Origin of the sequence: Marinifilum sp. (assembly GCF_965230805.1) — a bacterium.
Classification (GTDB): domain Bacteria; phylum Bacteroidota; class Bacteroidia; order Bacteroidales; family Marinifilaceae; genus Marinifilum.
Window position 1 is genome coordinate 193,852 of record NZ_OZ246019.1, and the last position, 21,268, is coordinate 215,119.

At 35.6% G+C, this 21,268-nt stretch carries 21 protein-coding genes; 8 read left to right on the plus strand and 13 right to left on the minus strand.

Annotation, left to right across the window (positions count from 1 at the left end):
• The first annotated feature begins 718 nt into the window (after positions 1–718).
• Positions 719–1,330 carry a hypothetical protein gene (locus tag ACO05S_RS00725; RefSeq protein WP_421919637.1) on the plus strand — a complete coding sequence of 204 codons (612 nt, stop codon included), beginning with the start codon at positions 719–721 and terminating at the stop codon, positions 1,328–1,330.
• A 141-nt stretch (positions 1,331–1,471) separates the two neighbouring features.
• Here the strand turns inward: ACO05S_RS00725 and ACO05S_RS00730 are convergent, their stop codons facing one another.
• On the minus strand, positions 1,472–2,998 hold the full coding sequence (locus ACO05S_RS00730) for an IS1182 family transposase (RefSeq protein WP_421918671.1): 1,527 nt from the start codon (positions 2,996–2,998) through the stop codon (positions 1,472–1,474).
• A gap of 248 nt (positions 2,999–3,246) precedes the next feature.
• Between ACO05S_RS00730 and ACO05S_RS00735 the strand changes: the two genes are divergently transcribed.
• Positions 3,247–3,891, plus strand: coding sequence for a hypothetical protein (locus ACO05S_RS00735; RefSeq protein ID WP_421919638.1), 645 nt, complete (start codon positions 3,247–3,249; stop codon positions 3,889–3,891).
• Positions 3,892–5,501: 1,610 nt separating this feature from the next.
• A complete protein-coding gene (locus ACO05S_RS00740; RefSeq protein WP_421919639.1) occupies positions 5,502–6,185 on the plus strand; it encodes a hypothetical protein in 684 nt (227 codons plus the stop codon).
• 43 nt (positions 6,186–6,228) lie between these two features.
• On the opposite strand, the gene ltrA is transcribed toward ACO05S_RS00740, so the two are convergent.
• On the minus strand, positions 6,229–7,545 hold the full coding sequence (ltrA, locus tag ACO05S_RS00745) for a group II intron reverse transcriptase/maturase (RefSeq protein WP_421919640.1): 1,317 nt from the start codon (positions 7,543–7,545) through the stop codon (positions 6,229–6,231).
• A gap of 705 nt (positions 7,546–8,250) precedes the next feature.
• Between ltrA and ACO05S_RS00750 the strand changes: the two genes are divergently transcribed.
• A complete protein-coding gene (locus ACO05S_RS00750; protein ID WP_421919641.1) occupies positions 8,251–8,895 on the plus strand; it encodes a hypothetical protein in 645 nt (214 codons plus the stop codon).
• A gap of 53 nt (positions 8,896–8,948) precedes the next feature.
• On the opposite strand, the gene ACO05S_RS00755 is transcribed toward ACO05S_RS00750, so the two are convergent.
• Complete coding sequence (locus ACO05S_RS00755; RefSeq protein WP_421921266.1) at positions 8,949–9,359, minus strand: group II intron maturase-specific domain-containing protein; 411 nt, start codon at positions 9,357–9,359, stop codon at positions 8,949–8,951.
• 145 nt (positions 9,360–9,504) lie between these two features.
• Between ACO05S_RS00755 and ACO05S_RS00760 the strand changes: the two genes are divergently transcribed.
• The 3 genes from ACO05S_RS00760 to ACO05S_RS00770 all read left to right on the plus strand — a co-directional run bounded on the left by ACO05S_RS00760 (position 9,505) and on the right by ACO05S_RS00770 (position 12,258).
• The gene (locus tag ACO05S_RS00760) at positions 9,505–10,638 is read left to right on the plus strand and encodes a Fic family protein (RefSeq protein ID WP_421919642.1); all 1,134 of its coding nucleotides are present in this window, start codon (positions 9,505–9,507) and stop codon (positions 10,636–10,638) included.
• A gap of 838 nt (positions 10,639–11,476) precedes the next feature.
• Positions 11,477–11,860 (plus strand): C-GCAxxG-C-C family (seleno)protein, encoded by a 384-nt coding sequence (locus tag ACO05S_RS00765; RefSeq protein WP_421919643.1) that lies wholly within the window; start codon positions 11,477–11,479, stop codon positions 11,858–11,860.
• A complete protein-coding gene (locus ACO05S_RS00770) occupies positions 11,857–12,258 on the plus strand; it encodes a (deoxy)nucleoside triphosphate pyrophosphohydrolase (protein ID WP_421919644.1) in 402 nt (133 codons plus the stop codon). Before ACO05S_RS00765 ends, ACO05S_RS00770 begins: the two co-directional genes overlap by 4 nt.
• On the opposite strand, the gene folK is transcribed toward ACO05S_RS00770, so the two are convergent.
• Genes folK through ACO05S_RS00785 form a run of 3 tightly spaced genes read right to left on the minus strand, consistent with a single transcriptional unit; the run spans position 12,243 to position 13,713 of the window.
• Positions 12,243–12,614 carry a 2-amino-4-hydroxy-6-hydroxymethyldihydropteridine diphosphokinase gene (gene folK, locus ACO05S_RS00775; protein WP_421919645.1) on the minus strand — a complete coding sequence of 124 codons (372 nt, stop codon included), beginning with the start codon at positions 12,612–12,614 and terminating at the stop codon, positions 12,243–12,245. The genes ACO05S_RS00770 and folK overlap by 16 nt on opposite strands.
• Before the next feature lie 10 nt (positions 12,615–12,624).
• On the minus strand, positions 12,625–12,981 hold the full coding sequence (folX, locus tag ACO05S_RS00780; RefSeq protein WP_421919646.1) for a dihydroneopterin triphosphate 2'-epimerase: 357 nt from the start codon (positions 12,979–12,981) through the stop codon (positions 12,625–12,627).
• Between the two features lie 9 nt (positions 12,982–12,990).
• Positions 12,991–13,713: an SDR family NAD(P)-dependent oxidoreductase gene (locus ACO05S_RS00785; RefSeq protein WP_421919647.1), complete on the minus strand. Its 723-nt coding sequence runs from the start codon at positions 13,711–13,713 to the stop codon at positions 12,991–12,993.
• A 154-nt stretch (positions 13,714–13,867) separates the two neighbouring features.
• On the opposite strand from ACO05S_RS00785, the gene ACO05S_RS00790 reads away from it, so the two are divergent.
• Positions 13,868–14,527, plus strand: coding sequence for a B3/4 domain-containing protein (locus tag ACO05S_RS00790; RefSeq protein WP_421919648.1), 660 nt, complete (start codon positions 13,868–13,870; stop codon positions 14,525–14,527).
• Between the two features lie 173 nt (positions 14,528–14,700).
• Here the strand turns inward: ACO05S_RS00790 and ACO05S_RS00795 are convergent, their stop codons facing one another.
• From ACO05S_RS00795 to ACO05S_RS00825, 7 genes are all read right to left on the minus strand, one after another.
• Positions 14,701–15,420, minus strand: coding sequence for an energy transducer TonB (locus ACO05S_RS00795; protein WP_421919649.1), 720 nt, complete (start codon positions 15,418–15,420; stop codon positions 14,701–14,703).
• A gap of 189 nt (positions 15,421–15,609) precedes the next feature.
• A complete protein-coding gene (locus ACO05S_RS00800; protein ID WP_421919650.1) occupies positions 15,610–16,314 on the minus strand; it encodes an energy transducer TonB in 705 nt (234 codons plus the stop codon).
• A gap of 67 nt (positions 16,315–16,381) precedes the next feature.
• A complete protein-coding gene (locus ACO05S_RS00805; RefSeq protein WP_421919651.1) occupies positions 16,382–17,086 on the minus strand; it encodes an energy transducer TonB in 705 nt (234 codons plus the stop codon).
• Between the two features lie 98 nt (positions 17,087–17,184).
• Positions 17,185–18,879, minus strand: coding sequence for a TonB family protein (locus ACO05S_RS00810; protein WP_421919652.1), 1,695 nt, complete (start codon positions 18,877–18,879; stop codon positions 17,185–17,187).
• Positions 18,880–19,012: 133 nt separating this feature from the next.
• Positions 19,013–19,387 carry a BlaI/MecI/CopY family transcriptional regulator gene (locus tag ACO05S_RS00815; protein ID WP_421919653.1) on the minus strand — a complete coding sequence of 125 codons (375 nt, stop codon included), beginning with the start codon at positions 19,385–19,387 and terminating at the stop codon, positions 19,013–19,015.
• Between the two features lie 360 nt (positions 19,388–19,747).
• Complete coding sequence (locus ACO05S_RS00820) at positions 19,748–20,530, minus strand: amidohydrolase (protein ID WP_421919654.1); 783 nt, start codon at positions 20,528–20,530, stop codon at positions 19,748–19,750.
• A gap of 12 nt (positions 20,531–20,542) precedes the next feature.
• Positions 20,543–21,091 carry a 1-acyl-sn-glycerol-3-phosphate acyltransferase gene (locus ACO05S_RS00825; protein ID WP_421919655.1) on the minus strand — a complete coding sequence of 183 codons (549 nt, stop codon included), beginning with the start codon at positions 21,089–21,091 and terminating at the stop codon, positions 20,543–20,545.
• Positions 21,092–21,268 lie beyond the last annotated feature (177 nt).

Consider the following 21,268-nt stretch of genomic DNA (forward strand, 5'->3'; position numbering starts at 1 on the left):
AGGTATCAGTGTCATCGCTCTTTACACCAACAACACCTTTGCCCGATTTTAGAATAAGGCTAGACTCAAATAAATGAGAGCTTCCTTATTGAATTTAAGGCAACCTAACGTTCAGCCCTTCGCTACTTTGTGAGACCTCCACAGTTTCTATTTGTGGCTCATTTCCCGTAACTACTATGGCTTCTGCTGACTTCTTGTCATAACCAACTCGTGGTTGACAAGATCTCCCCTGGTAAGAGCATTTTCCTTCCTCCAATTCCTGCCTGATCTACTACTTTGGTGTTTCTCTAAAAAAGAGTTAGGACGTCGACATGATGTGCTGCCTTATCCAACCTCATAGCCTCATATCAGGTTCCTGTTCGTCAGTACCGGATTTTGTAGTCTCGCTTCCTTCAGTGCATACCTCACGGTAAACCACCTTGCGACTTACTAATGCTTCCCAGAGTCACCTCGGCACATAAGGGACTTACACCCTCTGGAAAATTAACATACTTATTGTTAGCTCTTTTGACTAAATATTTGCATATTTAAACTTTTTCAAGAGCTTACAAATAAGTGTGCTCTTGCTCATGCAGGGCACACACAATAAATATACGTAATGCGGGGCAATTTGGTAGATTTGAACATTAAACCATTTAATAAACAGCATAGCGGTTTGATAGTAAAGTGCCTTGAAATCCCGCACTACGCATATTCGAGCCGTTGGCAACAATAACGAATGACAAAATTGAAATTCATATATATAATTGCATTTAGTAGCTTGCTAATTGGTTGTGAATATTTTCAGGACAAGAGAATCTATACTCTTGAAAAGAGTCAAACTGCCAAAATTGTGAGATATGATTTTGATTATAAACCAACAAAAACAGACATTTCATTCTTAGAAATAAGAAGTAATAAAGATAGTATTCAGTTTACTTATAAAGTGAAGGAAGACTTTAAGGATAGTGCCATTTTTGAGTTCTGTAAATATTACTATAATCGCGATACCATTCTGTATTTTCAAGGCAAATTCTGTCCATTAATTGACACAAAAGAATTTACTATAAATGAGAAAAAAATAAAATTGAAAAAGTACTACTATGATGATGAGTTGTCATATGACGAGGAAACAACCATTTATTTCAATGACTCAATAGGTATAGTAAATCTTTACAATGATGGATGGATGTCTATTATTGGAGCTTTTGAAACAGGATATTGTTCTATGAAACTAAATGAAAAACTATTAAATGACACAACTGGATTTTATCCTAGAAAACCTGAACATCCTGCAATTCCTGAGAGTTCAATTAAAGAAATTTTGAAAGTTTTGGAAAAGGAAAACTAAAAGTTACAGTTGCCAACAAAAGTAACCGTTGCACAACCAAGTAATATTTCTAAAAAATAAGATAAAAGCGATAAAAGTATGCGGATTTGCAAGCTTTTAAGGCTTTGTTTTTTCTGTGTTTTTTGCTTGTGCTTTAAATTATTAAGTGCTTAAATTAACTCTAATTAAGCCAATACACTTCTTCAGGGAATGAAACAGAACAATGGCCTGATTTGTCATTGTTTCAGCTGTTTTATTCATAAATTTCATTAGTTTTTTAAGGTTATAGGCTGTTGCAGACATGTGCATTACCTTATTGGCCTGGGCAATTCCTATAGTGTTGATTTTTCGAAGTCCCATAAATTGTGTTAAGGTTCCGAATACAGGCTCGACTGTAGATTGCCGTTTGCCTTTCATGTATCTGCCGAACTTGCTCTTCACCCTTTTGTTGTTGCGTTTATACTGTTCTACATACACAGTTATTGCGATGCGTTTTTCGTGACTTTTGCCCAGGCATTTCTTCTTGATAGGACAGTTTTTGCAATCGCTTCGTTTGGTCAGATAATGATTCTGAAGAGAGTTGGTTACCATTTTTGTTTTTCGAAAAGTAACTTTCTTTCCCATGGGACAAATCCAGTAGTTTTCCTCTTTACAGAAAGTAAATCCTTCGGGACCGCCCTTGTAAGTTCCGTGTGGAGGTATGTAGCTGATAATGTTTTCCTTTTCCAGAAAAGCATAGTTTTCTCCGCTACTGTAACCGGCATCGGCAAGAAGGGTTGTCCACAACAAACCTTGATTTTTAAGTCTTCGCTTTAAACGCTTTGTGGCATCCTGCAAGTATTGATTGTCTTTTTTATCAGCATGGTAGGCTTTTACATCGGTGATCACATGATTGGCAGTATCAACACTGATATTATTTAGATAATTCAGCTTTCTGGCTTTGCCAGGTTTTACGCTGATTCTTGCATCGGGATCGGTTGGGCTGTAATGGGTTTTGTTACTGGTATACTTGGCTCCTTTGTTGGCAGCTCCCGGACGTTGATCCTGATTCTTTTGCCAATTACGATTGCGGGATTTTATTTCCTGCAATTCTCTTTTATCGGCTGTAATGATTTGCTGATTGCGAGAAGCCTTATTCTTTTTAGGCTTCCTGTCTTCTCTACTCTGGTAGCGAGCTTTTTGAAGATAAGCCTCCAGCTGTTCTTCAGGAACTTTCAGTTCCAAACTATCCATGCTGGCATTGGCTTTTATTGGTGCTGAATCCATGGCCTGAGTATGACCTGCAACCATTCCCTTGTCTACACACATGCTTAAAATATGAGTAAAAACCTCTTCAAATATCTTTTCGGGAAACAGTTGTCTTGTTCTGCTTAAAGTACTGTGCCATGGCAATTGCTCATCGATATCAAATCCTAAGAAAAATAGGATATCCAATCGCATGGAGCAGTGTTCAATTAACTGTCTGTCACTTATGATATTTTCTAAATACCCAACTAAACAGAGTTTATAAAAAACAACAGGATCAATGCTCTTCTGTCCACATTTCCCGTAGTAAGCTTGAGTCTTTTTGTATAAAAAGGATAAATCTAAAACGGATCTTAATCTTCGATAGAAATTATTTTCAGGAACTCTTCCGGAGAGTTGAAAGCTGGAAAATAACTTCTCTTGGTAAAGTTTCTTTCCTTGCATTTTTATTTACAAGTTAAGCTATTATCATTGCTAAGTAAAGTTATTATTGTTAGTTTTATTAACAAGTTATCAAGAGTTGTGCAACAGGCACAAAAATTAAAATTAAAGGGCGGTGATGCTCAACTAGAAAATGTAACAAAAACAATAAACGCAAGCGGTGTTTGATAAGGTGGTGGTTGTATATCGCCCTCAAATTTTAGCAAAACCGTTAGGGGTAATATAGTGGTACTATAGCAAAGGAAATTTAAATGAAACAAAAAGAGACAACTACAAAAATAGCATTACAAGTAATAGGGTTATCCATAGTATTATTTGCAATTGTGACTGTTCCATATTATCTGAATTTTCATAATAGTAACATCTCAAGCAATACACAAGACTGGGGAGCATTTGGAAGTATGATTGCAGGAATTGTAGGAGTTATTAATGTTTCTGTCTTTATTATTCTTACCATTTATATTTCCAAACTAAGTTCTGAAAGTACGGAAAGACAAATATCTGTTCAAAAAAAGAATTTAATAACAGAGTTTAGGCAACGAGAGCTAAATAATATAGACAATAAGCTTGATAAAGCTGTTATTTTCAATGGTTATGAGCAGAAAGGGGAAATTATAAATGTTTATTCTCAAGTCTCAATTCACTTGACAAATTTTCAGAATCAACAAAAATTTCTATTTCCAATTTTAACAGAAAAGTTATTGAAAAATAGGGTTGATGTATTATTGGAAAACTATGACGTTATTTCATCATTAGTTGATAAATACCATGAAAAAGGAATGATGATGCCTAAAGACAAAGAAACTCTTGAACAAGCTCTTTCAATGATTATCACTTTGAAAAGTGAGTTTATAGAAGAGTTGCAGAAATTTATAATTGCTGAGATTGAAAAATAAAATACTACCCCTAATCGAGTAGATGGCCAGTGAGCTAACAGCCCACTGGTACACCTCTCACACCACTGTACGTACGGGTCTCGTATACGGCGGTTCGTTAGGTATCAGTGTCATCGCTCTTTACACCAACAACACCTTTGCCCGATTTTAGAATAAGGCTAGACTCAAATAAATGAGAGCTTCCTTATTGAATTTAAGACAACCTAACGTTCAGCCCTTCGCTACTTTGTGAGACCTCCACAGTTTCTATTTGTGGCTCATTTCCCGTAACTACTATGGCTTCTGCTGACTTCTTGTCATAACCAACTCGTGGTTGACAAGATATCCCCTGGTAAGAGCACTTTCCTTCCTCCAATTCCTGCCTGATCTACTACTTTGGTGTTTCTCTAAAAAAGAGTTAGGACGTCGACATGATGTGCTGCCTTATCCAACCTCATAGCCTCATATCAGGTTCCTGTTCGTCAGTACCAGATTTTGTAGTCTCGCTTCCTTCAGTGCATACCTCACGGTAAACCACCTTGCGACTTACTAATGCTTCCGAGAGTCACCTCGGCACATAAGGGACTTGCACCCTCTGGAAAATTAACATACTTATTGTTAGCTCGTTTGATCAAATATTTGCATATTTAAACTTTTTCAAGAGCTTACAAATAAGTGTGCTCTTGCTCATGCAGGGCACACATCGAGTAGATGGCCAGTGAGCTAACAGCCCACTGGTACACCTCTCACACCACCGTACGTACGGGTCTCGTATACGGCGGTTCGTTAGGTATCAGTGTCATCGCTCTTTACACCAACAACACCTTTGCCCGATTTTAGAATAAGGCTAGACTCAAATAAATGAGAGCTTCCTTATTGAATTTAAGACAACCTAACGTTCAGCCCTTCGCTACATTGTGAGACCTCCACAGTTTCTATTTGTGGCTCATTTCCCGTAACTACTATGGCTTCTGCTGACTTCTTGCCATAACCAACTCGTGGTTGACAAGATCTCCCCTGGTAAGAGCATTTTCCTTCCTCCAATTCCTGCCTGATCTACTACTTTGGTGTTTCTCTAAAAAAGAGTTAGGACGTCGACATGATGTGCTGCCTTATCCAAGCTCATAGCCTCATATCAGGTTCCTGTTCGTCAGTACCGGATTTTGTAGTCTCGCTTCCTTCAGTGCATACCTCACGGTAAACCACCTTGCGACTTACTAATGCTTCCGAGAGTCACCTCGGCACATAAGGGACTTGCACCCTCTGGAAAATTAACATACTTATTGTTAGCTCGTTTGATCAAATATTTGCATATTTAAACTTTTTCAAGAGCTTACAGATAAGTGTACTCTTGCTCATGCAGGGCACACACAATGGCTAATAAAGCATAAGTGAGCAGGCTAATTTTGGTCGGTTCGCAGTTTCGGCAAGCATCGCCAAATCGTTGATTTGGCTTTTGTAATGAAAAAGATAAAAACAAATACAACGCTTTGGCTTTGTGAAATTTGGAAGTGAGTACAGTTAATATCACTTACGCTTCATAGCCTGAACGTTAGGCACAAGCAAGGATGATGACGAAACGAAACCAACATATTGATAACTTAAATCAGTCAACTAATTGGATTGATTATTTGAAAGAAAATTCAGGACTTCCTGGAAAAAGAGCAAATCTTGAATTATTAAAAATTGTTACTGATTTAGGAGATGAGGACTTTTTTATGTCGTGTATTAAGTACGATGAGAATATTGCTCCAACAAATACTCAAGGGGAATTTGTTGCAATGTGCGGTGTGACAGGATTAGGGAAATTAATAAATGCTGGAAAACTTGACAATTTTCAATTAATGAGAGAATTTGCAAGTGATAGCAGGTGGAGAGTACGAGAAGGTGTCGCCTTTGGATTACAAATAATTGGAGAAAAAAACTTCGATATTTTAATTCAAGGGATTAAAGAATGGACTAAAGGGAATGATTATGAAAAACGAGCTGTAGTGGCTGGACTGTGTGAACCAAAATTGTTGAAAGACCGAAATAACGCTAAAAGAGTTCTTGAGATATTAAATGAAATTATCGAATCAATTAAGTTTATTTCTGACAGAAAAAGCGAATCGTTTCGAGTCCTTCGAAAAGGATTAGGATATGGACTAAGTGTTGCAATAGTTGGTTATCCCGAAATTGGTAAAAATATTTTTGAGAAATTGAGAGATATAGTTGATAAGGACATTACTTGGATTTTACATGAAAATTTGAAAAAGAATAGATTAGAAAAAATGGATAAGAATTGGACTGATAAAATGAAGAATGCCAGTGCCTAATCGAGTAGGCAGCCGCTAGGCCATTAGCCTAGCGGAGAACCTCTCACACCACTGTACGTACGGGTCTCGTATACAGCGGTTCGTTAAGTTGTGGGGAAATTTTCTTGTAAATGTCAAGCATTGATTCGTAGCCACGCTTCTTCAATCGATCAAGAGTAATTGTAGTTCCAAGTATTGGACTTCGAGCAATTGCCCAACCTCCCATTCGAGAACGAGACCATGCATAGGCTTGACCCTGTTCTATTCCTAAACGAATCAGGTTTTTCCTTTTTCGTTCAGGCTTTTTCCAATGATGCCAGATACAATATCTGAGCCTGTTACGAACCCATCCATCAACATCTTGAAGTTTAACCAGCATACTAGCCATTCGGAAGTTGTTTACCCAACCTCTTTGAACCTCAGCAAGTTTTTGAATACGTTCTTCAAAACTCATAGGAGTCGTTTTGCGGGTGATGGTTTTTAGCTTTTGCTTTAAGTTTTTCCAACTCTTTTTGGAAACTACCAATTGATATTTGCCTCGTTCCCCTTTCTTGTAGGTTGGTACAAAGCCAAACCCTAAAAGGATGAAGTGAACTGGTCGGCGAATTCCACTCTTTTCCCTGTTGATTTTTAATTTTAGCTTGTCTCTTAAAAACTTGTAAATCGAATTCCCAACTTGTCGGGCTTGCGATTTTGTTTTAAAATAAATGCTAAAATCATCCGCATAGCGTACAAAGCGTAAGTTCTGGCGTTCCAGTTCTCTGTCCAGTTCATGCAACATGATATTGGACAAAAGAGGACTTAGTGGACTACCTTGTGGTACTCCTTTTCTTCGTTTGACCAGTTTGCCTTCAATTAAAATCGGGGCTCGCAGCCATTTACGAATCAGGCGCATTGTTTCTCTGCATTTTATCTTTCGATAAAGTAACTGCAATAGGTAGCAGTGATCCACTTCATCAAAGAAAGTTTGCAGGTCGATATCTACAATATGCTGAAAGCCATCGTTAATATATCCCTGTGCTTTCATGACTGCCTGATGCAGACTTCGCTTTGGTCGAAATCCAAAACTATTGTCTGAGAATTCAAACTCGAATTTTGCCGTGATGATCTGCAATACCGCTTGCTGAAGCAAACGATCGGTTACGGTCGGAATACCCAATAAGCGCATCTTTCCGTTCCCTTTTGGAATCTCCACACCTAAAATCGCATGGGGCAAATACTTTCCTGTACGAACCTTTTCAGTCAGCTCATCCCGATTAATCGACATGAGGTCTGTAAGTTTGGTTACAGGCATATGATCAACACCTGCAGAACCGTGGTTCTTTTGAACCCCGTACATGGCTCGTAATAAGTTCTTGCCTGTTAGTATTTGCTCAATCATTTTAATTACTTTTTCCCTGTTCCGCTTAATGCAAGGCTAGAATCATAAGAAAGCTTCCTTGCAACATTTGGAACAACTTAACGTTCAACCCTTCACTATTTTGTGAGACCTCCATGGTTTCTATTCATGGCTCGTTACCAATAGCTAATATGGTATCTGCTGACTTCTCAGTACAACTAACCCGTAGTTCCTGAGATATCCCCCGGTAAGAGCATTTTCCTTCCTCCAATTCCTGCCTGATCTACTACTTTGGTGTTTCTCTAAAAAAGAGTTAGGACGTCGACATGATGTGCTGCCTTATCCAACCTCATAGCCTCATATCAGGTTCCTGTTCGTCAGTACCGGATTTTGTAGTCTCGCTTCCTTCAGTGCATACCTCACGGTAAACCACCTTGCGACTTACTAATGCTTCCCAGAGTCACCTCGGCACATAAGGGACTTACACCCTCTGGAAAATTAACATACTTATTGTTAGCTCTTTTGACTAAATATTTGCATATTTAAACTTTTTCAAGAGCTTACAAATAAGTGTGCTCTTGCTCATGCAGGGCACACACACGCGGTCATAAAACATTGCGCAGATAGTGCTATATTTGGACGAAATAGCATTTAATCAACGGTTTAGCGGGCAGACAAGTTTGTGCTTCGAAATCCTCAACGATTTTATACCGCCATCCGTTGTAGCCAATTAATACAGATCTATCGATGGAATTATTACTAAAATTAGGAGATGAAAAATATATCAATGATATGTATGACAAGGAATATTTGTTTTTTAATAATCTGTCCGCTTTTAGAAATAAAGAAAAAGATACAGCTGGAAGGTTAGATCCAAGAGAAGCAAATATTAATTTAATACAAGGAGATTGGATAAAAATAACACTTCCTGATGGCAAAGAAGTAGAATTTAATAAAGGAAACAATCTATTAAATTGCCAAATAAATGAATTTTACTCGACTATTCCTGGTAATATTTGTTGTCTGTATAGACTTGAAATAGATGAGGAATACAGACCTAAAAAGCTAAATTCAAGAATATATGAACTTGGCAATAAGGCTATTCTCATACTAGATAAGGTTAAATTTTTCCAAATCCTCGACAAATCAATAGAAGATTTAGGCTATGGATATACAAGAAAAAAAGTCGAATACTATAATCCAAAAATCTTTAATGGTGAATTGTCTTTTCACCATAAAGACAAAGCTTATTCTTTTCAAAATGAATATCGAGTATTAATAAAATCAAATGGAAAAGAACCAATTTCAGTACCAATGAAAGGTCTAAAAGACATTTCATGCATCTTAAATGTAGAACATATTAAAAACCTAAGAATAGAAAAGATTGGGTAACTGGCTACAATCGAGTAGATGGCCAGTGAGCTAACAGCCCACTGGTACACCTCTCACACCACCGTACGTACGGGTCTCGTATACAGCGGTTCGTTAAGTTGTGGGGAAATTTTCTTGTAAATGTCAAGCATTGATTCGTAGCCACGCTTCTTCAATCGGTCAAGAGTAATTGTAGTTCCAAGTATTGGACTTTGAGCAATTGCCCAACCTCCCATTCGAGAACGAGACCATGCATAGGCTTGACCCTGTTCTATTCCTAAACGAATCAGGTTTTTCCTTTTTCGTTCAGGCTTTTTCCAATGATGCCAGATACAATATCTGAGCCTGTTACGAATCCATCCATCAACATCTTGAAGTTTAACCAGCATACTAGCCATTCGGAAGTTGTTTACCCAACCTCTTTGAACCTCAGCAAGTTTTTGAATACGTTCTTCAAAACTCATAGGAGTCGTTTTTCGGGTGATGGCTTTAAACTACCAAGCAATCTGTCACTACTCAAGCAAAAACGAACGTCTGCGGAGAAAATCATTATCATTTAGAGCATATTTTGCGGAGAATATTTGAAATGCGGAGAATAGATAGTATATTTACCGCATAATTTGCGGAGATATGGCGTTTTACATTCACAACAGAGATAATTGGACTGATTTCAATTGGAATGACAAGAAAGTTCTACTGAAACTAAGTGAAACTAGGAACTTACAAGGAAAACTGCTAGGACGGATGGAGTCGCTTGGATTTGATTTACAAAATGAAGCGATACTGAATACACTGACACTAGAAATCGTTAAGTCATCTGAAATTGAAGGAGAAATCTTAGAGACAGAACAAGTGCGTTCTTCCATTGCACGTAGACTTGGGATTGACATTGCAGGTGCAATCGAATCTGAAAGGCATATTGATGGTATCGTAGAAATGATGTTAGATGCAACGCAGCGATATGACTTACCTCTTACAAAAGAACGATTATTTGGATGGCATTCGGCATTGTTTCCTACTGGTTGGAGTAACATGTTTAAAATAACAGTAGCTGATTGGAGAAAGGACATAAAAGGTTCAATGCAAGTTGTGTCAGGACCATTGGGAAGAGAAAAGGTTCATTTTGAAGCTCCAGCAGCAGAACGGATAGACTCTGAAATGGAGAAACTTCTTGATTGGATTGAAACAGAAAAAGAAGTTGACCCTGTTCTAAAAGCTTCAATATCGCATTTATGGTTTGTAACAATACATCCATTTGAAGATGGAAACGGTAGGATAACAAGGGCAATAACTGAAATGATATTGGCTCGCTCAGACAATAGTGTTAAAAGATTTTATAGTATGTCAGCTCAGATAAGAGTTGAGCGGAAACAATACTATGAAGTATTAGAAAGAACGCAGAAAGGAGATTCTGATATATCTGAATGGATTTTGTGGTTTTTAGAATGTTTGCAAGAAGCTATAAATTCAACTTACGAAGTACTTCAAATAGTTTTGCAAAAAGCGGAATTCTGGAAAACTCATTCATCTACTATTTTAAATGAACGACAGCAAAAAATGATTAATAGATTACTTGACGGATTTACAGGTAAGCTCACAACTACAAAGTGGGGGAAAATTTGTAAATGTTCTCAAGACACTGCTCTAAGAGATATTCAAGACTTAATTAAAAAGGATATTTTACAAAAAGAACCCAGTGGTGGAAGAAGTACAAATTACCAATTAGTAGAAATGCCAGTCGGTAATCGAGTAGGCAGCCGCTAGGCCATTAGCCTAGCGGAGAACCTCTCACACCACTGTACACACGGGTCTCGTATACAGCGGTTCGTTAAATTGTGGGGAAATTTTCTTGTAAATGTCAAGCATTGATTCGTAGCCACGCTTCTTCAATCGATCAAGGGTTATTGTAGTTCCAAGTATTAGACTTTGAGCAATTGACAAAGCCGATTGATACAGCTCCCATCCAAAACACTGAAATGTTCAAATTGAATCTTGCAATGAGCTAGATGGAGTTTGTGCTTTTTGGTACATTTGGAATAAAGCGTTTTGCCTTAACTTGAACGCTGCTAGTTTAATTTTAAATAAGTGAGTATATGTATCAAAGGGACTATGTTTTAAGAATGATTGAGATGATTGGTGAATTGATCACTAAAGTTTTAGGTTTATTAAAAAAAAGAACACAAAAAAAGCAGATCAAGTTCTTGAGAATGCATATCGCGAATTTTTGAAAGAAGATGCATCTTTTTTTAGGGGCTTACCAAAAAAAAACTTACCAGCAGTCTGTTACAAGAACACAACTATACCGATGAACATCTGCAGGTATTAGCAGAGTTATTTTATGCTGAAGCTGAAATACAAAAAGAAAAAAAAACAAGTAACTCTTGCAAACGAATATTATGAGAAATCTTTAATTCTGTTTCGCTTTGTTGAAAACAATTCAGAAAACTTTTCAATGCATTTACAAAAAAGAATAGAACTGATTCAAAACAATTTTGAAAATGAATAAAATCATGACAAAGTTCATGTTCTAAAAGACCTTTATTTATTGGTGTTTAAAATGGGAAACTACTACATTTGCAAGCAACCAATGTAAATTGTTGAAATGAGTTTTTTTAATCCGAAATCAAAAGCAGATATTGCTCTAAAATATTTCCATAAACCTCCTGGATACTACAATTGTGCGCAAGCAATTTACAAAACTTTTCAGGAGGAATATCAAATTACAAACGAAGAGATTGTTGATTTTGCCAAATATGGTAATGGTAAAGCTCAGGATGGTTTTTGCGGTGCGTACTTTGCTGCTCTTGATCTTTTAAAGGACAAACCACAATTGGCTGAAGATTTTAAAAGCAGGTTTAGAGAAAAAACAGATTATCTAAGCTGTTTTGATATCAGGTTCAATGACACCATGTCATGCAAAAACCTTGTAAAATTGGCTGCCCACCTATTGGACGAGATTGATCCTGTTAAAAAGGAAACTGAATGAAACCGATTCTTGTTAGTGCCGCAATTATCAGAAAAGGTGACTCAATTCTGGTTGCTCAAAGAAATCATCAAGACGAATTGGGTTTGAAATGGGAGTTGCCAGGAGGAAAAGTAGAGCCGGGTGAAAGTGTTGAAGAATGTATAGTTCGTGAATTATTCGAAGAATTTGGTATCCAATCTAAAGTTAGAGGATACCTAGGCGAAAACATTCACAACTATGGAAATAAATTGGTTTGGTTAAAAGCATTTTTCGTGGATCACGTATCAGGAGAATTTGAATTAAGAGTCCATCAAAATATCCAATGGGTAAAATTTTCAGAATTAAAAGATATAGATTGGGCACCTGCTGATGTCGCACTTATTAAAATGCTATTGCAGAATTATCAATCCATTAACTGATTTACCGAATCTCGCAAAAAATCACGAGTGTGATAATCCTCATCTATAATTTTGCTATTCCAGACAACAATATCCAAATCGATCACCCTAGGACCAAATTTGGGTAAAGATCTGTCTCTTCCCATCCTGTCTTCAAGCCTTTTAATATAATTTCTGAACTCATCAATATCATGGTGCGTATCAACTTTAACAGCACCATTAATAAAATCATCCTGATCGGTAATTCCTATTGGAGCAGTCTTTATCCAGGAAGAGTGTCTGCCAACCCTATGATCCTTTGCAAGCAAACACAACACCTTTTTAATGTTATCTATAGGATTAATATTTGATCCTATTCCAATGATACACGAGTTCATAGTAGGTAATTTAAGTTTTACGTTTAGCTTCTAATTCTATTGAAACTGATTCTGCAAACCTCAATGCGTGTGGTTTGTCTACTTCCACTCTTGCCCATTCTACTTTTGGATTCAGCATAATTAAATCCAGAATTTGCTGCGTCAGGTTTTCAAGCATTCTAAACTTTCCATCCTGTACCAAGGCAATTACTTTTTTTGTAATTACTTTATAGTTGTATGAGTTGTCAACATCGTCTCTTTTTATGGCTACATTAACATCTGTATCAATTGTCATGTTAATTACAACATCCTGTTTGTTACGCAGCTCTTCAGGATTAAAGCCAATATATGTTCTTATTAATAAATTTTTAATTCGAATTATTGCCATAAGTTATTTTTATAAGAGTTGTTCTCCTCCATCGCAGTATAAAATCTGTCCGGTTAAATTTCCATTACTTAACACATAATCTACAGATAGTAGGATCGGCTTTAAACCACCAGGAATCTTCATAGGAGTTTTCTTTGCCAAATTGTCTAGATAATCCTGTCCTTTTCCTTCTGGAGGCAGGCTAGCACCTGGAGCGATTCCGTTTACTCTAATGTTGGGGCCACATTCCAAAGCCATCATTTTTGTAAGATGCGCTAATCCTACTTTAGAAATACAATATGCCGCATGAGAGCTCGAATAACCAGATATTCTTGTATCTAAAAAATTAATAATTAAACCTTTCTTATTATTCAAAACAAAATCTCTCGATAGTATAAACGGAGCTTTTAAATTCACATCCATTTGCTGATTATATAGGTTAACGTCGGTTTCCCTAATGATACCGGGATCAAAAACGGATGCATTATTTACCAACACATCCAATCTTTCAAAACAGTTCATTACTTTGTCAATAAACTGCTCAAGTTCAAACTCATTACTTAAATCGCAATGAAATATTTTAAATTTCTGTAACGGATAGGAGTTAATCAATTTTGCTTGTAATTCAAGAGCTTCTTTTTTAGATGAATTGTAGTGCAAAGCAATATTAAACCCCTTAGAAGCTAAATGTTCAGAAATCTCCTTTCCTATTCTTTTAACTGCTCCGGTTATAAGCACATTTTTTGAAATCATTTTCTTTGATATTAACACTTTACCCTAAATTTAGTCAATATTCAAACTTCAATAAAATTTATTATAAGATAATTTAAAGATTCACAGAAAATATAATTTTATAATCACTATTTTTGATGCTCATATTAATTATTTTAAAAACCATTTAGATCAAATGACAAATATTAGAATAGAAACTGATCTTAAGGGAAAATGTCCTGAGCTTAAGCTCGGTATTATTCAATGCGAGCTTGATACAACTGAAGATTGCCCAGAACTTTGGAAAGAAATAAATGAGTGCATTAAAAGAAGGGAAAAAGAATTAGATCCTGAAAAAATAAGACAGCTAAGTGGCATAAAAAGTACAAAAGCGGCTTATCGAAAAGTTGGAAAAGAACCGAGTAGGTACAGACCTTCAGCCGAAGCCCTACTAAGAAGGGTTGTAAGTGGCAAAGGATTATACAAAATTAATAATGTAGTTGATCTGTTAAATCTTGTTTCAATAAAAAGCGGATTCTCAATTGGAGGCTATGATGTAGATAAAATTGCTGGAGAAATACGATTTGGTATTGGCAAAAAAAATGAGGAATACAATGGAATTGGACGTGGAGAATTGAATATTGAATGTTTACCTATTTTTAGAGATGACAAAGGTGCTTTTGGAAGTCCCACCAGTGATTCTATTCGCACTTCTATCACCATCAACTGCTCTAATTTCCTGATGATAATCATTAGTTTTCAGGGAGACAATGATTTGCTAAAAGCTATGAACCTAGCTTTAGCATTACTTCAAAAACATGCTAAAGCACACAATATTGAGACTCAAATCATATAATATCACTATTATCATAAAATTAGACTCATTCTTTTATTCTATTATGTTTATTCTTCGTAAAAAAATATCGCCATAGTTATTAGCGTGCAGCTCGTTTCATCATATAACTGATATAAAATCGTAAGATTCGAAAACAATTTTCGAATCTTACGTTTCAAGTTTGTGAAGTATTGTTATTGCAGTACAAATTTAATCACAGAAGTGTAAGCTACTTTTACCGGCTTACCTCGTTGCTTTCCCGGCGAAAAATTAGGTAAATTCTGAATTACTCGAATTGCTTCCTTATCTAATGAAGGATCAACTCCTCGTAAAATTTCAACATCATAAATACCTCCATCTTTACCAACTACGAATTTTACAAACACTCTACCTGTAATCCCATTTTCCTGTGCGATTATAGGATATTTTATGCTTTTATAAATGTGTCGATAAAGTTCAATATCCCCTTCTTTTCGGCTTTTACAGATATCCGGGCGAAAAATTGGCATTTCTTCTACAACTACAAAAATTTGAGCTTCATCCAGCTCCTCCTCTTCAGAGACTACTTCACGAATAGGTTGGATATCAATTTCAGTTTCCTGATTAATATCATCCTCTGCAATTTCTAGCTCTTCTTCTAGTTCGACATCATCATCCACAATGGTAATCACATCCGCAACTTTGATTTTAGGAGGTGGTTTGGGTACAGCCTTTATTTCTTCCTGCCTGGTAATTGGAACCATTTCCTCATCGATTGTAAATTCACTGTCAGACTTAAAACTAAGCGTTTCTTTTACATTCGATTTCCATTCAAATGAAACAAAGGTAACCGCCAAAGCCACGACCATCCCAATTTCAAAGAACAAGGATTTTCGTTTTTCCAAATCGGCCTTTGGATTCTTTTTAGGAATCATAGCTGTTCATTTTAAATGGTAACAAGATGTTAACAACAATAGCCATTCTTCAAGTACGAATCATTTAGAAATCATACTAAAATACTGACCAAATGAGAGGGTGAATCAAAGAACGTTTTACTTCTTTATGGTACGAATTTTAGTTTTTATTGTTTCAGTCATTCAATTAAATAAAGACTGATTATCAACTCATTGCAACTTAAAATTTACAAAAGCAGAATAATAAACCGGAACAGGCTTCAATCTTTGCATACCAGGTTTAAATTTTGGCAAGTTTTGTAACACCCTAATCACTTCATTATCCAGCAAAGGATCAACAGATCGGGTTATTTGAATATCGGAAATATCACCAGTTTTAGTGACAACAAATCGAACAAAAACTCTACCTTGAATTGATGATTCTTGTGCGGCAATCGGATACCTAACTGATTTCTGCAAAGTCATAAACAAGTCAAGATTGCCTTCTTTGTAAGTACTATTCTTATCAGGATTAAAAATTGGCATATCTTCAACAATTGGAAATGGTGCTTCCTCAACATCCTCTTCAACTTGTTCCCAAACAGTTTCTAAAACCACTTCATCATCAATACCACTCATATTATCGAGAGGATCGTACGAATCTGTCTCGTCATTATTATCAATTAGTAAAGGTTTTATAAATTCTATTTTCTTTACTTTAGGAGCTTTCTTAGGTTTTTCCGGCTCACGATAAGTAATCGGGATTAACATTTCCACGTCACCTAATACATCTAGAACCACATCTTTGGGATCATCATACGGTACTTTATATTCGAATGCCATTAAAACTAGCATAAAACTGAAAATAAGTCCAAACTGTATGAACATGATTCTATTTTTCTCTAAATTATATTTTGGATCTTTCTTTTCTTTCATAGCTTTTCATTTAATAATTCAACAATTAACCGTTAAACTATCTTTTTAGTTATTGTAGATAAAAAAATTATTGCAGCACAAATGAAATATATCCACTAAACCATACATTCACTGGTTTATTCCGTTGCATTCCAGGTTTAAATTTTGGTAAACTCCTCACCACCCTAATAGCTTCCTCATCCAGAGAAGGATCAGCCGATCGAACAACCTCAATATTGGATATTTCTCCTGTTCTGGTAACCACAAATCTTACATATACCTTACCTTGAATACCATTCTCTTGCGCAAGGATAGGATAACGGGTCATTTTCTGCATGGTAATAAACAAATCGCGCTGTCCTTGTTCGTAAGTTTTGTTTTTCTTTGGATTAAAAATTGGCATTTGCTCTACCTTAACATACGGTATACTTTCATCAACTAATTCATCATCTTCAGCAACATCACGAATATCATAATCATCATCCTCTGATAATTCAGAATCCTCAATCTCCAGATCTTCAATTTCCTCATCATCTTCAGTTAATAACAGTTCCGATAACTCCATTAATTTAATCTTAGGCTGCTCCTTTGGTTTGGGTTTATCTTGAACAGTAACCGGAACCATTTCTTCTATTTCATCAATAATATCAATAGCTAATTCATCGGAATATGTTACTTGTGATCGATACTCAAATGCAGCTAAAACAATTAAAAAACTTAATAAAAATCCGATTTGTAAGAAAATTCCTCTTTTCTTTTCTAAATCGTAACGGGGATTCTTTTTCACTTCCATAACATTGAATTTTGGTTAGACAATAAATTGATTTTAGTCTTATTCCTAAAAAATAAGTTGACACAACTATCTTTTTAGTTATTATGAATAAAAAAATATTAATTCAACGTAAAACGAATAGGAATTGTATAACTAACTTTTACTTTTACACCGTACTGCTCTCCCGGAATCCAATAAGGCATACTATTAATTACACGCAAAGCTTCCTGATTCAACTCAATATTAGCTCCTTTAATTATTCTTGCATGAGACACACTACCATCCTTATTTACATTGAACCTTACAAAAACTTTTCCTTCATATCCTTGTTCAACAGCTAATACGGGATATTTTATATTTCTTGCCACCCATTTCCTCAAATTTTTACTTCCTCCTGGGAATTGTGGCATTTTTTCAACCACGGTATAGGAACTACTATAAGTTTCTAAATTCACTAAATTCTCCGAATGATAATCCGAAGCATTCTTAATCTTTTCGAATACAGAGTTTCTGGCTACAATTGGCTGTTCTATGTCAAAACCTTCCAATTTGAAATCAATTGGCAATGTATAAGCAACATTTACCAAATTCCCCTTGTGTTTACCTGGAGTCCATTTTTTTAGACTCGAAACCACTCTTAAAGCTTCTTTATCAAGCTCAGGCGATACTCCTCTATTAATATATACGCTTTTTACATCACCTGATTTACCCACAACAAAGCTTACATATACCTTCCCTTCAGTTTTATTTATCTGTGCTTTTTTAGGGTAGTGAATCTCATTAGCAATATAATCTTTCAATACATTGATTCCTCCGGGATATTCCGGCATTATATCTGCAATGCGATAAATCTGATTTGGATTAACCTTCTCTTTATAGGTTAATGTAGACATTCCACTTTTAAAATTTCCATGTACAAAATTCACATCATCATCTGGAAAGTTCGCAGGTTGCAGGTCAGTAAAGGAATATAACTGCCTTAATCCTCCAGGAATAATTTCATTGAAAGAAATGTTATTGGATAGCTTTTCCTCTTCCTCTATGGTAAAAGCAAAGGCTGATAACAACAAAAGAACTATGGGAATCAAAAGAATTAACTTCACTAGGGCTACTTTTGGAGTTTTTATTTTCCCTAGCATCGAAATTCTCTTCTTTAAAGTGGATTGTCCAAAGTTGTTTGCTAATCTAAACAAATCCCCTCCAGCAAATTGATTTACAATGTGCATTTTATACTCGCTCGGGTTTACATCTCCGCTAACAACCTTATCATCTGCCAAATATTCATGCACTTCCTGTATAGAATACTTATACATCCACACCAATGGATTAATCCAAAAAACAACTGTTAAAATTTCCAATACCAATAAATCAAAAGTATGCAATTGATCAACATGAACTCGCTCATGCTCAAATATAGCTGCAAAGCCGGGCTTTTGATAATCTTTATCACTTACGAATATTGAGTTTAAAAATGAAAAGGGCGGATAATCCTCATTCATTACAATCAATTTCATTCCATTTTCATTAATTCTTTTGTTGGTTCTCATCCAAATCAACAACTGAATTAAATTTTTAAAAAATCGAAGAGCCAATAAGAATAAACCTATCAGGTAAACGATTCCGATATACTGATACCAATTGATGCGTTTATCTGCAGTAATCACAACTTCCTGTAGCACATTTGCACTTAAATACTGTTGAGAAGTTAGCACTACAGCATTTAACATTGAGTAATCAGACGAAACCGGATCCACTGCTGGCTGGAATGGAATTTTAAGGGAAGGTATAAGCAAGGATGCTCCTAATGTCAGCATTAAAAAAACTCGATTGATCCTGAAGAAGGTATCCCTCTTCAAGAACAACCAATACAAAGCATAAAAAAATGCCATGCATATTGCTGACTGCAAAAAATATAGAATAATGCTTGTTACCATTCCCTAAATTAATTTACGAGCTTTGCTTTTTAATTTGCTCTTCTACCATTTTTTTAACTTCTTCTAGTTCTGATAAACTAACTTGCTCTTCTTTAGCAAAGAAAGATACCATATCACGATATGAGTTAGAAAAATAGTTTCGAACAAATCCTTTCATAAACTTACGCGTGTACTCTTTTTTAGTAATCAATGGATGATATCTATGACTCTTTCCAAATGCAACATGCCCTACAAATCCTTTTTTCTCCAGAATTCGCACAATTGTTGAAATGGTATTATAAGCTGGTTTTGGCTCAGGTATGCGTTCTATAACTTCCTTTACAAAGGCACTTTCAAGTTCCCAAAGTATTTGCATCACCTGTTCTTCAGCTCTGGTTAATTCTTTCATTATTAAATGTTTTATGTAAAGTGGGACAAATTGTTTTGCTTTATTGATAGTATCATTTAAACTTCAGACATAAATATATAACTATATTTTTAGTTTTACAACCCTTATAAATAATTTGCAATGACTGCACTTTAATACACCATTACTTATACCGGTTTTATTTGTAAAATGAGATTTAGATTGTTTTTGAGAATCTTGAGTTTAGTCAAGGCTAAAAATAGAGGCATAGCAATAGTTTTTAACGAAGAATAAACTTATTCAGACAAAAGAATGAGACTTATTTCAAGCTAATACTTGTATTACTCAACCAAAAATGATCTACTTTCTGACAAACTCAAATTCAGAAATCCATAAAATAAGCTAGAGTTTGATATCAAATGAGTCGGCATCAAGATATACTGGAAACTTTTCTCTAAAATCATTCAATTGTCGCAAATCAATTGTAAATGTTTTATTTTCCGATTTGTAGTCTTCACATTTGCCCACTACTTTTCCTCTGGCATCAATAAGACAAGAATTTCCTGAATAGCTAATATTCATTCCATCTTCTCCAACTCGGTTAACACCAACAGCATAAGCTTGGTTCTCTATCGCTCTAGCTTTTAGCAATACATTCCAAACGTCTTTGCGAGCCTCAGGCCAATTGGCAACATATAGTAAAAGATCATACTCGTTGTTTCCACGACTCCAAACAGGAAATCGCAAATCGTAACACACCAAAGGACAAATGCGCCATTTTCCTATTCTAAAAATGCTTCGTTCATTCCCGGGATGAAAATGTTTGTCCTCCTCTCCCATTCGAAACAGATGGCGTTTATCGTATTTTGCAACAAAACCATCTTTATCAACACATAACAAGCGATTATAACAACTACCATCCCCCCTAACAATAATACTTCCCACAATTACTGCATCCAGCTCCTTTGCATTTTTTTGCATCCATTTAAATGTCTCATAAGCCCTATCAGCTATACGTTCTTTATCATCCATCATAAAACCGGAGCTAAACATTTCTGGCAAGATCACAAGGTCTGAACTACCTTTTAACTCTTGAAGTTTCTTTGTAAATCGATTTAGGTTCTCGTTTACATCCCCCCAAACCAAATCGGATTGCACCAAACTAACACGAAGTAGATCTCTCATGATAAAAATAATTTATAATCCTGTCGAAAATCTTTCAGGATGCTTAGGTTTCGAATTTGTATAATTGCCTTTAATCTTCTTTAAATCCTCCTCTACATTACCTGTCGGATAAAAAGGCTCACCACAAGATAAGGTTTTGTTTTCATAGTTAATTTCGGCTAGATAAATAGGAACATTTGCTTTTAGTGCTATAAAGTAAAAACCTTTTTTCCAGTCACTCCTCATACTTCTGCTCCCTTCTGGCGCTATTGAAATATAAAGCGAATCTCTTTTAGAAAATTCTTCAGCTAACTGATCGGTCATATTTCCCTTTTTGCTGCGATCCACTGGTATTACACCCCATGATTTTAAAAGATACTTTAATGGAAAAACATACAATTCCTTTTTCATTAAAATGGTGGTTTTTACATTGTGTGATAGAAAAGCCAACTTTCCCCAAACAAAATCCCAATTAGATGTGTGAGGTACCGCAATAATTACTGCTTTTTTAACTTCAGGAACTTCTCCAATAAAATTCCAGCCGAACATTTTCATAATCAGGCTACTTATTCTTGCTCTCATATATATTTGATTAAATCAAATGCAAAACAATTAATTCTTTATCGGTAAAACAACCCATATTCGAATAAATTCTCTGAAAATAGCGCAGAATGGGGTAAATATTCCTTTAAAAATTATTTACTTTTGCAAAATCATATTATTCTAACATTTATTAAGACTTACACTAAAAACAGATTC

What these genes read in the sequence shown, in the direction of transcription:
- ACO05S_RS00795 (WP_421919649.1), bottom strand. Translation starts at nt 15,420, where the DNA reads ATGATTCCTAAAAAGAATCCAAAGGCCGATTTGGAAAAACGAAAATCC.
- ACO05S_RS00805 (WP_421919651.1), bottom strand. Translation starts at nt 17,086, where the DNA reads ATGGAAGTGAAAAAGAATCCCCGTTACGATTTAGAAAAGAAAAGAGGA.
- ltrA (WP_421919640.1), bottom strand. Translation starts at nt 7,545, where the DNA reads ATGATTGAGCAAATACTAACAGGCAAGAACTTATTACGAGCCATGTAC.
- ACO05S_RS00820 (WP_421919654.1), bottom strand. Translation starts at nt 20,530, where the DNA reads ATGAGAGATCTACTTCGTGTTAGTTTGGTGCAATCCGATTTGGTTTGG.
- ACO05S_RS00735 (WP_421919638.1), top strand. Translation starts at nt 3,247, where the DNA reads ATGAAACAAAAAGAGACAACTACAAAAATAGCATTACAAGTAATAGGG.
- ACO05S_RS00760 (WP_421919642.1), top strand. Translation starts at nt 9,505, where the DNA reads ATGGCGTTTTACATTCACAACAGAGATAATTGGACTGATTTCAATTGG.
- ACO05S_RS00765 (WP_421919643.1), top strand. Translation starts at nt 11,477, where the DNA reads ATGAGTTTTTTTAATCCGAAATCAAAAGCAGATATTGCTCTAAAATAT.
- folX (WP_421919646.1), bottom strand. Translation starts at nt 12,981, where the DNA reads ATGGCAATAATTCGAATTAAAAATTTATTAATAAGAACATATATTGGC.
- ACO05S_RS00790 (WP_421919648.1), top strand. Translation starts at nt 13,868, where the DNA reads ATGACAAATATTAGAATAGAAACTGATCTTAAGGGAAAATGTCCTGAG.
- folK (WP_421919645.1), bottom strand. Translation starts at nt 12,614, where the DNA reads ATGAACTCGTGTATCATTGGAATAGGATCAAATATTAATCCTATAGAT.
- ACO05S_RS00810 (WP_421919652.1), bottom strand. Translation starts at nt 18,879, where the DNA reads ATGCTGACATTAGGAGCATCCTTGCTTATACCTTCCCTTAAAATTCCA.
- ACO05S_RS00750 (WP_421919641.1), top strand. Translation starts at nt 8,251, where the DNA reads ATGGAATTATTACTAAAATTAGGAGATGAAAAATATATCAATGATATG.
- ACO05S_RS00730 (WP_421918671.1), bottom strand. Translation starts at nt 2,998, where the DNA reads ATGCAAGGAAAGAAACTTTACCAAGAGAAGTTATTTTCCAGCTTTCAA.
- ACO05S_RS00815 (WP_421919653.1), bottom strand. Translation starts at nt 19,387, where the DNA reads ATGAAAGAATTAACCAGAGCTGAAGAACAGGTGATGCAAATACTTTGG.
- ACO05S_RS00825 (WP_421919655.1), bottom strand. Translation starts at nt 21,091, where the DNA reads ATGAGAGCAAGAATAAGTAGCCTGATTATGAAAATGTTCGGCTGGAAT.
- ACO05S_RS00800 (WP_421919650.1), bottom strand. Translation starts at nt 16,314, where the DNA reads ATGAAAGAAAAGAAAGATCCAAAATATAATTTAGAGAAAAATAGAATC.
- ACO05S_RS00785 (WP_421919647.1), bottom strand. Translation starts at nt 13,713, where the DNA reads ATGATTTCAAAAAATGTGCTTATAACCGGAGCAGTTAAAAGAATAGGA.
- ACO05S_RS00770 (WP_421919644.1), top strand. Translation starts at nt 11,857, where the DNA reads ATGAAACCGATTCTTGTTAGTGCCGCAATTATCAGAAAAGGTGACTCA.
- ACO05S_RS00725 (WP_421919637.1), top strand. Translation starts at nt 719, where the DNA reads ATGACAAAATTGAAATTCATATATATAATTGCATTTAGTAGCTTGCTA.